Origin of the sequence: Arthrobacter sp. YAF34 (genome assembly GCF_052113245.1) — a bacterium.
Taxonomy (GTDB): Bacteria; Actinomycetota; Actinomycetes; order Actinomycetales; family Micrococcaceae; genus Arthrobacter.
In genome coordinates, this window is sequence record NZ_JBFRCV010000002.1 from 194138 (window position 1) to 207723 (window position 13586).

General features: G+C 67.9%; 12 protein-coding genes. 6 read left to right on the plus strand and 6 right to left on the minus strand.

Going from position 1 to position 13586, the window contains the following annotated elements; genetic code table 11:
* Positions 1-169 precede the first annotated feature (169 nt).
* Positions 170-1582, plus strand: coding sequence for an MFS transporter (locus tag AB4Y72_RS03240; RefSeq protein ID WP_441424727.1), 1413 nt, complete (start codon positions 170-172; stop codon positions 1580-1582).
* 108 nt (positions 1583-1690) lie between these two features.
* On the opposite strand, the gene AB4Y72_RS03245 is transcribed toward AB4Y72_RS03240, so the two are convergent.
* The 3 genes from AB4Y72_RS03245 to AB4Y72_RS03255 all read right to left on the minus strand — a co-directional run bounded on the left by AB4Y72_RS03245 (position 1691) and on the right by AB4Y72_RS03255 (position 5243).
* The gene (locus tag AB4Y72_RS03245) at positions 1691-2422 is read right to left on the minus strand and encodes a glutamine amidotransferase (RefSeq protein WP_441424728.1); all 732 of its coding nucleotides are present in this window, start codon (positions 2420-2422) and stop codon (positions 1691-1693) included.
* 93 nt (positions 2423-2515) lie between these two features.
* Positions 2516-4366, minus strand: coding sequence for an acetyl/propionyl/methylcrotonyl-CoA carboxylase subunit alpha (locus AB4Y72_RS03250; protein ID WP_441424729.1), 1851 nt, complete (start codon positions 4364-4366; stop codon positions 2516-2518).
* Positions 4367-4523: 157 nt separating this feature from the next.
* Positions 4524-5243: a Maf family protein gene (locus AB4Y72_RS03255; protein WP_441424730.1), complete on the minus strand. Its 720-nt coding sequence runs from the start codon at positions 5241-5243 to the stop codon at positions 4524-4526.
* 171 nt (positions 5244-5414) lie between these two features.
* On the opposite strand from AB4Y72_RS03255, the gene AB4Y72_RS03260 reads away from it, so the two are divergent.
* The 5 genes from AB4Y72_RS03260 (at position 5415) to AB4Y72_RS03280 (ending at position 9658) form a co-directional block, all read left to right on the plus strand.
* Entirely contained in the window at positions 5415-5582 is a 168-nt protein-coding gene (locus tag AB4Y72_RS03260; RefSeq protein ID WP_441424731.1) for a hypothetical protein, read from the plus strand.
* The gene (locus tag AB4Y72_RS03265; protein ID WP_441424732.1) at positions 5579-6340 is read left to right on the plus strand and encodes a cytochrome b N-terminal domain-containing protein; all 762 of its coding nucleotides are present in this window, start codon (positions 5579-5581) and stop codon (positions 6338-6340) included. The genes AB4Y72_RS03260 and AB4Y72_RS03265 overlap by 4 nt, the downstream gene beginning before the upstream one ends.
* Complete coding sequence (locus AB4Y72_RS03270; RefSeq protein WP_441424733.1) at positions 6337-7290, plus strand: hypothetical protein; 954 nt, start codon at positions 6337-6339, stop codon at positions 7288-7290. The genes AB4Y72_RS03265 and AB4Y72_RS03270 overlap by 4 nt, the downstream gene beginning before the upstream one ends.
* A gap of 63 nt (positions 7291-7353) precedes the next feature.
* The gene (locus AB4Y72_RS03275; protein WP_441424734.1) at positions 7354-8109 is read left to right on the plus strand and encodes a methyltransferase domain-containing protein; all 756 of its coding nucleotides are present in this window, start codon (positions 7354-7356) and stop codon (positions 8107-8109) included.
* 61 nt (positions 8110-8170) lie between these two features.
* Positions 8171-9658, plus strand: coding sequence for a DUF222 domain-containing protein (locus AB4Y72_RS03280; protein WP_441424735.1), 1488 nt, complete (start codon positions 8171-8173; stop codon positions 9656-9658).
* 76 nt (positions 9659-9734) lie between these two features.
* Here the strand turns inward: AB4Y72_RS03280 and AB4Y72_RS03285 are convergent, their stop codons facing one another.
* The 3 genes from AB4Y72_RS03285 to AB4Y72_RS03295 all read right to left on the minus strand — a co-directional run bounded on the left by AB4Y72_RS03285 (position 9735) and on the right by AB4Y72_RS03295 (position 13519).
* Positions 9735-12278 (minus strand): MMPL family transporter, encoded by a 2544-nt coding sequence (locus AB4Y72_RS03285; protein WP_441424736.1) that lies wholly within the window; start codon positions 12276-12278, stop codon positions 9735-9737.
* A 1-nt stretch (position 12279) separates the two neighbouring features.
* On the minus strand, positions 12280-12945 hold the full coding sequence (locus tag AB4Y72_RS03290) for a TetR/AcrR family transcriptional regulator (protein ID WP_441424955.1): 666 nt from the start codon (positions 12943-12945) through the stop codon (positions 12280-12282).
* A gap of 175 nt (positions 12946-13120) precedes the next feature.
* Positions 13121-13519 (minus strand): YbjQ family protein, encoded by a 399-nt coding sequence (locus tag AB4Y72_RS03295; protein ID WP_441424737.1) that lies wholly within the window; start codon positions 13517-13519, stop codon positions 13121-13123.
* Positions 13520-13586 lie beyond the last annotated feature (67 nt).

Consider the following 13586-nt stretch of genomic DNA (forward strand, 5'->3'; position numbering starts at 1 on the left):
TCTTGGCGACCGCCAGGTGAGATGACGACACGACGTCCAAATAGTGGAACATTTGTCCATTGACTGGACGGCAACGCCTATTATCAGACATATACGAATCCCTAGCCGGCGGACCCGGGCATCGGGCTCTTGGGGAATCTCCGTCCGGTCTTCATGAAAGCGCTACTACATGTCATCCACTGCAACCTCCGCGGAGCGTGGGTCCGCCCAGCAGGTGAACTCGCGCGGCCGCGTGATTGTCGCCAGCCTGATCGGCACCACCGTCGAGTTCTATGACTTCTACGTGTACGCCACCGCGGCCGTGCTCGTTTTCCCGAAGCTGTTCTTCCCCGGGCAGAACGAGACCACCCAGCTCCTGAGCTCCTTCGCCGTGTTCGGCGTCGCGTTCATCGCCCGCCCGCTCGGCTCGATCCTCTTCGGCCACTTCGGTGACAAGTTCGGCCGCAAGGGCACCCTGGTCGCCTCGCTGCTGACCATGGGTATTGCCACCTTCCTGATCGGCTGCCTTCCGACGGCGTCCGTTCCGGGCTGGGCCTTCTGGGCCCCGGCCCTTTTGGTTGTGCTGCGCTTCGCCCAGGGCCTCGCCCTCGGCGGCGAATGGAGCGGCGCGGCCCTGCTGGCCACCGAGAACGCCCCGGCGAACAAGCGCGCCATCTACGGCACGTTCCCGCAACTGGGCGCCCCGATCGGCTTCATCATCGCCAACGTGATCTTCCTGGTGTTCAGCTACACCCTGACGCCGGAGGCCTTCATGGAGTGGGGCTGGCGCGTGCCGTTCCTGGCCAGCGCCGTCATGGTCATCATCGGCCTCTACGTCCGTCTCAAGCTGATCGAAACCCCCGCCTTCACCAAGGTCCTGGAATCCAAAGAGGTCGCCAAGTTGCCCCTGGCGCGGGTCTTCAAGACCAGCTGGCGGCCGCTGATCCTCGGCACGTTCATCATGCTGGCCACCTACGTGCTCTTCTACCTGATGACCACGTTCACGCTGACCTACGGCACCCGGCCGGCCAGCCTCGACGCTGCGAAGGCCGCGGCCGAAAAGACCGGCAAGCCGATGACCGACGCCGCCGCCGCGGCGTTCGTCCCGGGTCTGGGCTTCAGCCGGAACGACTTCCTGTGGATGCTGATCGCCGGCGTCGTGTTCTTCGGCATCTTCACGCTGGTCTCCGGCCCCCTGGCCGAGAAGTTCGGCCGCCGCAAGATGCTGATCGCCGTCACGTTCGGCATCCTCGCTTTCGGCCTGCTGTTCGTCCCGCTGTTCAGCGCCGGGTTCGTGGGCACGATGGCGCTGCTGATCATCGGCTTCTCGCTTATGGGCCTGACCTTCGGGCCCATGGGTGCGCTCCTGCCGGAGTTGTTCCCAACCAACGTCCGCTACACCGGCTCCGCGATCAGCTACAACGTCTCCAGCATCCTCGGCGCAGCGGTGGCGCCGTTCATCGCCGTCGCGCTCTGGGAAATGGCGGGCGGCAGCACCGTGCTGGTGGGCATCTACCTCGCCTCCATGGCCGTGCTGACCCTGATCGCCCTGTTCGTGAGCAAGGAAACCCGCGACCTGGACTACGAGAACAACGTGGCCTGACGCTCCTCCCCGGTTCCTTCCGCACATGCCCGGCGTGTTCCTTGGACACGCCGGGCATTTGCGTGTCGGGCGGAGAGCAACCGGGCAGGAACGCGGGCAGGGCAGAGGTTAGCCCGCGTAGCGCTCCACGAAGTTCCGCAGGATCTTCATCGGTTCGGTCGCGGTGAACTGCCGAGCGTCATCCATGAGCATTTCGGCCGATTCGGGCGGGAAGTAGCCGGCATGGCGGTAGATGTCGATCCTCGTGACGAGTCCCTCGGCATCGAGCTCGGGGTGGAACTGGGTGGCATAGAGGTTGGTCTTGATCCGGAACATGTGCACCGGGCAGGCCGTCGAGCTCGCCAGCAGCACCGCGTGGGAGGGCAGGACGGTGCAGGCTTCCTTGTGGCCGGTGAAGGCGGTAAAGCTCTCCGGCAGCCCGCGCAGAATCGGATCCTGCAGGCCGTCCGCCGTCAGCTTGATGGCGACGCCGCCCAGCCCTTCACCGTAGGTCCGGTCGATCACGGCGCCCTGGTGCAGCCCGAGGGTTCCGACGCCGTAGCAGGCGCCGAGGAAGGGGAAGTCCTCTGCCACAATCCGGTCCAGCAGCCCTGAAAGTTCGCGCTCCACCCGGTGCTGGGTGGCGCTCTTGTGTTCGGCCGGGTCGCTGGACGTGAAGGGGCTGCCTCCAACGATGACGCCTGAATAGCGGGACAGGTCCAGCTCGGGCAGCGGGGCGGCTTCCATCCGGATACGGTGCAGTTGCTCCCGATGGAGCCCGCCGTAGCGAAGATAGGCGCGGTATTCGTCCTCGGCGGCGGCGTCCTCCGCGCGCGAGGCGAGGAGCAGAAATGGCTTCACACACCAAGTCTGTACCGGCCGGTCACGGAGGCGCCAGAGGCGCGCCCGTGACCGGCAGCGGCGGGGCTGCCGCGGCTCAGCGTTAGTCGCGGCCTACTGCGCGTCGCCGTCCTCGATCAGGGCGATGATGGCGCCGGCGGACACGGTCTCGCCCGCCGAGGCGGAGAGCCCGATCACGATCCCGGCGCGGTGGGCGGTGAGCGGCTGCTCCATCTTCATGGCTTCCAGCACGACGACGAGATCGCCCTCGGCGACGGCGTCACCCTCGGCGACGGCAACCTTCACGATGGTGCCCTGCATGGGGGAGGTCAGCGCGTTGCCGCTCGCAGCCACGGCGGCGCCGCCGCTGCGGGAGCGCTTCTTGGCCTTGGCCGGCTTGCCGCCGGTGTTGCTGACCGAGCCGAGCGACGCCGGCAGCACGACTTCCAGGCGCTTGCCGCCGACTTCGACGACGACGCGCTGGCGGTCGCCGGCGTCGGCCGCTTCCGCCTCGGTGCCGGTGGGGGTCCAGGCGGGGATGTCGTTGACGAATGCCGTCTCGATCCAGCGGGTGTGGACCTTGAAGGGGCCCTCGGCCGGAGCGAAGTCGGGGTTGGAGACCACCGCGAGGTCGAACGGGATGACGGTGGGGATGCCTTCCACCACCATCTCCTCGAGCGCGCGCCGGGACCGCTGCAGTGCCTGGGCCCGGGTGGCGCCGGTGACGACCAGCTTGGAGAGCATGGAATCGAAGTTGCCGCTGATCACGTCGCCCTGCTCCACGCCGGAATCGATGCGGACGCCGGGGCCCGTAGGGTTCGAGAGCCGCGTGATGGTGCCGGGGGCGGGCATGAAGTTCCGGCCCGGGTCCTCGCCAGTGATGCGGAATTCGATCGAGTGACCGCGGACTTCCGGGTCGCCGTAGCCGAGCTCCTCGCCGCGGGCCAGCCGGAACTGTTCGCGGACCAGGTCGATCCCGGTGACTTCCTCGGAGACACAGTGCTCCACCTGAAGCCGGGTGTTGACCTCGAGGAAGGAGATGGTGCCGTCCTGCCCGACGAGGAATTCGCACGTGCCCGCGCCAAGGTAGCCGGCCTCCTTGAGGATGGCCTTGGACGATTCGTAGAGGCGCCGGTTCTGCTCTTCCGTCAGGAACGGTGCCGGGGCCTCCTCGACAAGTTTCTGGTTGCGGCGCTGGAGTGAGCAGTCCCGGGTGGAGACCACCACGACGTTGCCGTGCGAGTCGGCGAGGCACTGGGTCTCCACGTGGCGCGGCGCGTCCAGGAAGCGCTCAATGAAGCATTCACCGCGGCCGAAGGCTGCGGTGGCCTCGCGCACAGCGGATTCGAAGAGTTCGGGGATTTCCTCCCGCGTGCGGGCCACCTTGATGCCGCGGCCGCCGCCGCCGAAGGCCGCCTTGATGGCGACGGGCAGGCCGAACTTGTCCACGAAGTCCAGGATTTCCTCGGCGGACTCCACGGGGTCGGCAGTGCCCGGCACCTGCGGGGCGCCGACTTTCTCGGCGATGTGCCGGGCCTGGACCTTGTCGCCCAGGGCGGCGATCGCCGCGGGGGAGGGCCCGATCCACGTGATGCCGGCGTCGATCACCTTGGCGGCGAAATCGGCGTTCTCGGCCAGGAAGCCGTACCCGGGGTGGATCGCGTCGGCGCCGGACTGGCGCGCGACGTCGATGATCTTGTCCATCACGAGGTAAGACTCCGCGGCGGTGTTGCCGCCGAGCGCGTAGGCTTCGTCGGCCAGCCGGGCGTGCAACGCGTCGCGGTCGGGGTCCGCATAGACGGCCACCGAGGCGATGCCTTCATCGCGGGCGGCGCGGATGATGCGCACCGCAATTTCTCCGCGGTTGGCGATCAGCACCTTGCTGAGCGGGCGGGTGCCCGCGGCGGCAAGTGACTGCGTTGATCCCGGCACGGTGGTGGCGGACTGCTCCGAATTTGCTGACAAGGCGTCTCCTTCTTTCCTTCAGGGAGCCTAGCGCGGTTTTGAGGGTTCCGCCGATATTACTTGCGGATTCCGCGCGTAAACGGCCCTTCCTTTGTAGGGTTGCCACAAAGGGCGACGAATTGGTTCATTCCGCCCCCGCCCGGCGGTCCCGCAGTTCCTACTCGGCCCGGACGTCCGCCGGGTCCACGGCTCCGCCGGTCCAGAGCTCGGTGATCCCCACATGTGCCTGGCTGAGCAGCGCCCGGAGCGTGGAAATGGAGAGGCCGACGACCGTGTGGGGATCGCCGTCGACCTTGCGGATAAACGCCCCGCCGTAGCCGTCGATCGTGAAGGATCCGGCGCACTGCAGCGGCTCCCCGGTGGCGATGTAGGTCTCGATTTCCTCGGCGCTCATCTCCATGAAGTGCACCTCGGCGGAGGAGACCGAGCCCAGCGTGGCGCCGGAGCCCAGAGCGGTGACGCCGGCTCCTGGGGCAGTGGCGCCTGGGTCAGTGTCTGTGTCAGCGTCTGCGACGGACGTGTCGCGGCAGTCGACGAGCCAGTGGCCGGTGTGCAGGATGCCCATGCTGCCGCTCATGCGGAGCATGCGTTCGCGGGCGACGTCGGCCGTGTAGGGCTTGCCGTGGGCCTCGCCGTCGAACTCGAAGACCGAGTCGCAGCCGATCACCAGGGCACCGTCCGCCTCGGGCAAAGAGGCGACGGCCTCGGCCTTGGCCCGGGCGAGCAGAAGAGCCGTGTCGTGCGGATCCGTCACGCCGTACCGGGCCTGGACGGCGTCCTCGTCGACGTCGGAGACGAGGACCTCATGCCGGATCCCGGCGTGGCTGAGCAGCTTGGTGCGGGCAGGGGACTGGGAGGCAAGAATGAGGCGGGTCACGGATCCAGCCTAATCCACCGCAAGACAGCACCGCGGGGTCACGTAGCGCCCATCCTGAGGGGATTTATGGGCGCTACGTGACCCCGCGTTGTTTTGAGGCGGTAGACCCTGTTTGCGGCCAGGCGGCCGTGGTGGAGTTGAACTGGCAGCCTCAACAGAATCGAGCAGCCCATGACCGAATGGCTAGTGGCAAGCGTTGGCACGGTTGGAGTAGGAACGTATTTTGGCTGGGACGGCTTCACGATCCAGTCGGGAAACCTGATTGTGATCGTCGTGATGATCGTCCTGTTCGTCCTGGCCCTGGTCCTCCCCTTCCCCGGTGGGAAGCGGCGGAAATGACCGCCCCGACCACACCGGGGCACGGTGCTCCGGTGGATGAAGCGGACGCCCACACCTTAACCGGCAGGGCCCGCCGGTGGCTCCTGCGGAAGCTTCCGCCGGAGAAGCTCTTGCCGGAGGACCAGCCAAGCTTTGTGGCATCCTGGGCGTACGTCTTCGGCATGGGGGCCATCGCGTCCCTGCTGTGGATCATCGTTTCCGGGGTCGTGCTGGGGCTCAACGGACCGCAGTGGTATCACGTTTCCTCGCTGGGGAGCTTCGTCAACAGCACCCATCTGTGGAGTGTGGAGCTCTTCTTCATCTTCATGGTGGTGCATCTCTGGCTGAAATTCTGGATGGCGTCCTGGCGGGGAGGCCGGGTTCTGACCTGGATCACCGGCGTGATCTCTTTCGTGGCGTCCATCGGGGCGGCCTTCACCGGGTATCTGCTCCAGACAAACTTCGATTCCCAGTGGATTGCCTTCGAAGCGAAGGACGCGCTCAACGCCGTCGGAGTGGGCGCCTGGTTCAATGTGGCCAACGTCGGCCAGCTCTTCACCTGGCACGTCACGCTGCTGCCCCTGGCCGTGGGCGCCGTGGTGGTCCTGCACGTCCTGCTCGTCCGGGTCCACGGCGTTGCACCTCCGCTTGAGGCCGCCGAGTCCGACGCCCAACTGCTTCACGGCCGGACGGACGTCACCGAATCTACGGAGGCCACCAAACCTCCGGAGCCGGCCGAACCTCAACAAGCCACCGAAGTCGGGGGCGCAGGGCAATGACTAAGAAAAGTAGCAGCACCTCGTGGCGGAAGACGGACGACGTCGCCAGCCGGCCCTGGACGGGCAGCGTCCGCGAATATGACCTCATCAAGGAGCTGATCATCGGCGTCGTCGTGGTGGGTCTGCTCGTGCTCGGTGTCTCCGCCATCTTCGGGTCCCCGGATGAGCCCAGCGTTAGCCTCAAGGCCTGGGCCACGGCCGCCCCGGCGGATTTCGTCGGCACCGCCGCCAAAGAACTTGCCGGCACCAGCGATACTGCCGGATACGGGCCGCCCTACAACTCGACCCCCGGCGCGACGCAGAATCTCGGGCCCGTGGACCTCCAGAATCTCTCCGGCGTCCGCCTGCCGGTTGATACCGCCAATGACTTCGTGATCACCCCGCTCTCGACGCTGCCGTCCCCGCCGGTAGCACTGGCGCGGTGGAAGGCCGCCACGGAGCAGCAGCGCTCAGACTGGGCGTCAGCCTATTCCGACGCCCTCGGCGCCGCGCCGGACAACGACCCGGCCAAGGTGGCCGCCGGCGATTATGGGCCTGTCCCCGTGCTGACCGGCGCACTGTTGGACATGGCACGCCAGGGCAATCTGGACGGCGTGCTGCAGGGCGGCGGAAATTTCTACAACATGGATTACACGCGCAGCCTCCTGTTCTTGGGAGACGGCGGCTACTTCCCGGATCTTGCGGCCAGCCAGCACCTCTCCGGGGATCAGTGGGGCGTGATGAACGAGACCGGCGATACGCCGGGGCAGTCCTGGCTGTGGCTTTTCTCGCTCCTCTACCAGATCGAGCCGTTCAAGTCCGCCCCCAACGCCGACGCCCTCGTCGTCGTCACGATGCTGGTGCTGACCGCATTGCTGGCCCTGCTGCCGTTCATCCCCGGCCTGAGGTCGCTGCCGCGGATGATCCCGCTGCATCGCCTGATCTGGAAGGACTACTACCGCAATCGCTGAGGGAGCCGCCGGCGGTTGACTGACCGGTAGATAATCGGCCCAGCGGGGTGCAATAGTGGCGGGATGATCAACCAGCAACAGCTCTGGGACCAGGACGCGGCGAAGCACTACGACACGCCCGGAGAGGGAATGTTCTCGCCCGAGGTATTGGGCCCCACAGTGGACGTGCTGTCAAAGCTCGCGGGAAACGGGCCGGCCGTTGAGTTTGCCATCGGCACGGGTCGAGTCGCCATTCCGCTCTGGGAGGCGGGGGTGCAGGTCAGCGGCATCGAACTGTCTCACGCCATGATCTCCCGCCTGCGTGAAAAGGTCGGCGAGGACCACATCCCGGTCGTTCAGGGCGACATGACCGAGGCCGCGGCGGGCGAAAATTTCTCGCTGGCGTTCCTGGTGTTCAACACCATCGCCAATCTCTTGACACAGGACGAACAGGTCAGGTGTTTCCAGAACGCTGCCCGGCACCTGGCACCTGGCGGATGCTTCGTCATTGAGCTCTGGGTGCCGCAATTGCGTTCGCTGCCACCCGGACACCGCGGGACCGTCGAGGTCAGCCAGCCCGGGTATCTTCTGGTCGATAGTTATGACGTGCTCCGCCAGCACGTCGTCTCGCACCATGTGCGATTCGGCCCGGAACTGTCGGACGGACGGTATGCGCGGATTGGACGGACACCACACCGGTACATCTGGCCCAGCGAGCTCGATCTCATGGCGCGACTGGCCGGGTTCACGCTGGAATCCCGGTGGGCCGGCTGGGACCGCAGCGACTTCACCGCGGAATCCCGCAGTCACGTGTCGGTGTACCGGCTGGCCCCACGCTGAGGGTCCCAGGCCTCTGCTGGCCGTCGACTAGATTGTCGTAGGTCACCGGCAGACTGGATTCATGGACGGCAAGCAAGGGCCCGATGCGGCTCTCGGACCAGGGACAGAATCCCGCGGCGGCGGACCCTTCACCGCGGCCGTGCCGACTGCTGGACTGCTGTCCGCCCTCCCGCCGGCGACGGATTGTGCCGGGATGATCGACCGGATCCGCGAACTCGAAGACGCCAAATCCGCCATCGGCGCCGAACAGGCCCGGCTTGCCGTGGCTTTCGACCTCCCGCAGCGCCGCGAGCAGGCCGACGCCGGCATGCCCGCCGCGAAACTTGGCACCGGGGTCGGCGCGCAGATCGCCCTCGCCCGGCGCGAATCCCCCGCCAAGGGCGGCCGGCTCCTGGGCCTGGCCAAGGCCCTCGTCACCGAAATGCCGCACACCCTCGCGGCGCTGGAATCCGGGGAACTCAACGAATGGCGGGCCACGCTGATCGTGCGCGAAACCGCGTGCCTGACCGCCGCGGACCGGGCCGCCGTCGACGAGCACCTCGCCGCCGACACCGGCATCCTCACCGGCACCGGTGACCGGGCCATTGTTGCCGCGGCGCGGGCCGCCGCGTACCGGCTCGACCCGCGCTCCGTCACCGACCGCGCCGCGCACGCCGCCACCGAACGGCACGTCAGCCTCCGCCCCGCCCCGGACACCATGTGCCACCTGACGGCGTTCCTGCCCGTCGCCGAGGGCGTCGCCGTCCACACGGCCCTGACCCGGCATGCCGACACCCTCCGCAATGCGGGAGACCCCCGCACCCGCGGCCAGGCCATGGCCGACACCCTCGTCGAACGCACCACCGGCACCCCCGGCGGGATCAGCGGCATCGAGATCCAGCTCATCATGACCGACCGCACCCTCTTCCAGGCCGACGCCGAACCGGCCGTCCTGCCTGGCTACGGCACCGTCCCCGCCGAATGGGCCCGGGAACTGCTCACGAAGACCGGGACGAACGCCAAGGAACGGGACTTCACCACCTGGCTCCGCCGGCTCTACACCCACCCCGGCACCGGCGACCTCACCGCGATGGACTCCCGCGCCCGGATCTTCCCCACCGGACTGCGCCGCTTCATCGAAGCCCGGGACCACACCTGCCGCACCCCGTACTGCGACGCCCCCATCCGCCACCTGGACCACATCGTCCCCCACCACGCCGGCGGCCAAACCACCAGCACCAACGGCGCCGGCCTCTGCGAAGCCTGCAACCACACCAAAGAAACCCCCGGCTGGAACGCCAGACCCCGCCCGGGACCCCGGCACACCATCGAACTCACCACCCCCACCGGCCACACCTACCACTCCACGGCACCAGCACTACCGGGCACAGAGCTACCAAACACAGAGCGACCCGGCACAGTCCGGTCAGACGCTGTCCTGTCAGACACAGCTTCAGCCGGGACGACTGGACGCTCAGCCTCCCAACCTGGCGCCGGCCACCGCCGTCGGCTCCTGCATCGAGCCAAAACGCTCAAGCGCGCACAGCGAGCACCAGCGCCCATCACCTGATACGAAAGCTGCCCGCCGATCGTATGATCGGCGGGCAGCTCGTCCGGGCTTTCGTTAGGGCGCGCAAGCGGTCACATCAGCGGGCGGCGACCTCTTCGGGCTCGGCGTCGGGTTCGGCGGCCGCGGCGCGTGCCGGCTGGCGGAGCTTGGCGCCCTCGACGTCGACGTCCGGCAGGATCCGGTCCAGCCAGCGGGGCAGCCACCAGGCCTTTCCGCCGAGCAGGTACATCACGGCGGGGACGATTGTCATGCGGACCACGAACGCGTCCACCAGCACCCCGAACGCCATCGCGAAGCCCAGCGGCCGGACCATGTTCAGATGCGAGAAGATGAAGCCGGAGAACACGCTGACCATGATGATGGCGGCGGCGGTGACCACGGAGGCGGCGTGGCTGAAGCCGGTGCGGACGGCATGCTTGGCGGGTTCGCCGTGCATGAACGACTCGCGCATGCCGGAGGTAATGAACACCTGGTAGTCCATGGCCAGGCCGAACAGCACCCCGATCAGGATGATCGGCAGGAAGCTCAGCACCGCGCCGGGATTTTCGACGCCGAATACGTCCCCCAGCCAGCCCCACTGGTAGACCGCGACGACGGCTCCGAAGGCGGCCGCCAGTGAGAGCAGGAAGCCGCCCGTGGCCAGCAGCGGCACCACGATGGAGCGGAACACGAGCAGCAGCAGGATCAGCGAGAGCCCGACGACGATCGCCAGGTACGGCGGCAGGGCGTCCCCGAGCTTGGTGGACACGTCCACGTTCCCGGCCGTCTGGCCCGTGAGGCCGATGCTGACGCCGGTGGAGTCCTTGATCTGGCCCTTCTCGGCGCGGAGCTCGGAGACCACCTTGACCGTGCTGGCGCTGGCCGGGCCCTCCTTGGGAATGACCTGGAACACGGCGGTGCGGCGGTCCTCGCTCAGGGCCACCGGGACGGCCGCGGTGACGTTGGCCGTGCCGCGGAGGATGTCCGCGACGTCGAGCTGCTTGGCCGTGGCCTCGGCTGCGCTGAGGCCGGCGGGGAAGTCGCCCACCACGATGATCGGGCCTGTCATGCCCTCGCCGAAGCTGCGGCCGGTGACGTCGTAGGCCTTGAACGCCTGCGACTCAACGGGTTCGGACCCGCCGTCGGGCAGTGCGAGCCGCAGCTGGCTGGCCGGCAGCGCCACGATGCCCAGCAGCAGGACGCCGGCGAGCAGCGCCAGCACCGGATGCCGGGTGACGAGGCCGCCCCAGCCGCGGGCGCTGCGGCGTTCGTCGCGGGCCCGGTCCTCCCTCTCGTGGCCCGGGGCGGCATTGTGCTGCTCCGCCTTTGCCCAGGCACGGCGGGAAATGAGTCGGCGGCCGATGAGGGACAGCATGGCAGGGGTGAGCGTCAGGGCGACGACGACGGCGACTGACACGGTTGCGGCCGCGGACAGGCCCATGACGGCCAGGAAGGGAAGACCCGGGATGACGAGGGCTGCGAGGGCGATGATGACGGTCAGGCCCGCGAAGAGCACGGCGTTGCCGGACGTGCCGGTGGCCAGGGCCACGGATTCTTCACCGTCTATCCCGGCCAGCAGCTGGCCGCGGTGCCGGTTGACGATGAAGAGCGAGTAGTCGATGCCGACGGCAAGGCCTAGCATGAGGGCCAGCATGGGGGAGATGGAACTCATGTCGATGGCGCCGCTAAGGGCGAAGGTGCCGCCGACGCCTACTGCCACGCCGACGAGGGCCATCAGCAGGGGGAGTCCGGCGGCGATCAGCGTTCCGAGCATGACGATGAGCACCAGGGCCGCGATGGCGATGCCGAGAATTTCGGAGATGCCGAACAGCTCCGAGACGTCCTCGGTGATCTCCTTGCTGGCCAGGGCGGTCACACCCGCGGAAGAGACTTCGTGGACGATGTCCTGGACCTGCTGGCGCACGGCGGGGGCCAGCCCGTTGATCGAGGTCTTGAACTGGACCTGTGCGATCGCGGCCGTTCCGTCCTCGGACACGAACCGCACGCCCTGCGAGGCAGCAAGCTGGCGTTGGGCCAGGGCAAGCTTGGCGGAACCGGCCTCGAGCTCCTTGGTCCCGGCGTCGAGCTTGGCCTGGCCCGCGGCCAGCGCGGCCTTTTGCTGGCCGAGCTGGGCGTCGATCGCCGCCGGCGGCATCCCGGCCGCGGTCATCTGTTGCTCGGCTGCGGCGAGCCGGGCCTTGCCGGCGGCCAGCTGGGCGGCCGACGCATCCAGTTGCGCCTTGCCTGTGGAGGCCTTCTGCTCTCCGGCGGCGAGATCCGTGACGGCCTTGTCCAGCTGGGCCTGGGTGGCGAACGGGTCGACGGTGCCCTGGACCTCGGGGAGGGACTTCAGCTTGGCGAGGGCGGCCGAGACCGCGTCCTTGCCGGCCTGGGTGAACTGGCCGTCCTTGGACTCGAACACGACGCCGGCCGAACCGCCGGAGGATTTGGGCAGTTCCTGCTTGAGCTTGTCCGCCATCTGCTGGGTTTCAGTGCCGGGGATCTGGAAGTTGTTGGACATGGTGCCGTGGAAGGCCGCCGCCGCGCCGCCGACGGCCAGCATGACGGCAAGCCAGAGGGAGATGACGAGCCAGCGGTGACGGTAGGAGAACTTGCCGAGACGATAGAGCAAAAGGGCCATGTCAGTGCCGATCTGGGGAGGGGGTGGCGGGGGAGTGGGACGCGAAGCCGGAGCCGAGCAGGCCCATGGAATCGATGAGGAGCTGCCGCAGGACGGACAGGGAATCGGGGCCGAGGTCGCCGCCGCAGCGCGCGAACCACACATCCATGGCGGCTTTGCCGCAGGAAATGACGGAGCCGGCCAGGGCGCGCAGGTACAATTCGTCGATCTCGGTGCCGGCGCCCTGGGCGAAGCGACCGCGGGCGGCGTCGATGATCTGTTCGGTGCAGTGGTCCCAGGCCTCGAGCTCGGAGCGGCTGAGCTGCGGGTTGGTCTGGCCCAGGCTGTAGATCTCGGCTACCGGTGCCACGGTCATGGGATCGGCCAGTTCCACGAGGGCCGCGCGGGCCGACTCCAGAATGGGTTCGTCGGCCGGGCGCAGCCGGAACTGCTGGAGGGCGTTGTCCAGGAACGCGTGCGTCACCGAGGCCAGCGCCGCCTCGGTGCTGCCGAAGTAATTGAAGAACGTCCGGCGGGATATGCCGGCGACGTCGGCAATGTCCTCTACCGTGAAGTGTCCGGGACCCCGCGTGCGGAGCAGGTTCATGGCGGCGTCCGTGATGGCCTGCCGGGTGGCCGCCTTGTTTTGTTCCCGACGGCTCAGTTCCGGGCGAGAGGGCGGTGCGATGGCGGGTGCGGCGGCCGCACCGGAGGGGTCCGGGGCCGGGGGTTCTGCTGAGGAGGGCACGCGCTTACACTACGTGCATGTTTGCACTCTGCGCAAGTATTTTTGGCGGGTTGCCGTGCTGGGTCCTGTGCTGGATTGCCCGTGCTGGACCGTGCCGGCGGAACCTTTTGGGCGGTCAGGGCTTGAGCTGGCCCGCCGCACCGCTGGAACTGGTCAGGTAAATCGACTGTCCCGTGGCCCCCGGCTCATTCGGGGCGAGCGGAATGGCGAAGACGGCGGTGCCGTAGGCGCAAATCTCCGTCCAATTGGTCCCGATCGCAGACGTGTCGTAACGCATTGCGATGATGGCGTTGGCGCCGCGCTGTTCGGCCTCTTCGACCATCCGGGCCATGACCTGCTGCCGGCTCTCGTAGAGGGCCCGCGTCATTTCCAGCACCTCGCCGCCGCCCAGGGAACGGAAGCCGGCCATGACCTGGGCGGTGATGTCCCGCGACCGGACGGTCAGGCCCATGACTTCGCCGAAGACGGCGTCGATCCGGTGGCCCGGGATGTCGTTGGATGTGACGATCAGCATGCCCAGAGCCTACCCACTTTTGCGGTCCGCGTGAGGGCGGCCAGGCGGCGGGGTTGCCGACGGCGGC

What these genes read in the sequence shown, in the direction of transcription:
- AB4Y72_RS03240 (WP_441424727.1), top strand. Translation starts at nt 170, where the DNA reads ATGTCATCCACTGCAACCTCCGCGGAGCGTGGGTCCGCCCAGCAGGTG.
- AB4Y72_RS03260 (WP_441424731.1), top strand. Translation starts at nt 5,415, where the DNA reads ATGACCGAATGGCTAGTGGCAAGCGTTGGCACGGTTGGAGTAGGAACG.
- AB4Y72_RS03265 (WP_441424732.1), top strand. Translation starts at nt 5,579, where the DNA reads ATGACCGCCCCGACCACACCGGGGCACGGTGCTCCGGTGGATGAAGCG.
- AB4Y72_RS03270 (WP_441424733.1), top strand. Translation starts at nt 6,337, where the DNA reads ATGACTAAGAAAAGTAGCAGCACCTCGTGGCGGAAGACGGACGACGTC.
- AB4Y72_RS03275 (WP_441424734.1), top strand. Translation starts at nt 7,354, where the DNA reads ATGATCAACCAGCAACAGCTCTGGGACCAGGACGCGGCGAAGCACTAC.
- AB4Y72_RS03280 (WP_441424735.1), top strand. Translation starts at nt 8,171, where the DNA reads ATGGACGGCAAGCAAGGGCCCGATGCGGCTCTCGGACCAGGGACAGAA.
- AB4Y72_RS03285 (WP_441424736.1), bottom strand. Translation starts at nt 12,278, where the DNA reads ATGGCCCTTTTGCTCTATCGTCTCGGCAAGTTCTCCTACCGTCACCGC.
- AB4Y72_RS03295 (WP_441424737.1), bottom strand. Translation starts at nt 13,519, where the DNA reads ATGCTGATCGTCACATCCAACGACATCCCGGGCCACCGGATCGACGCC.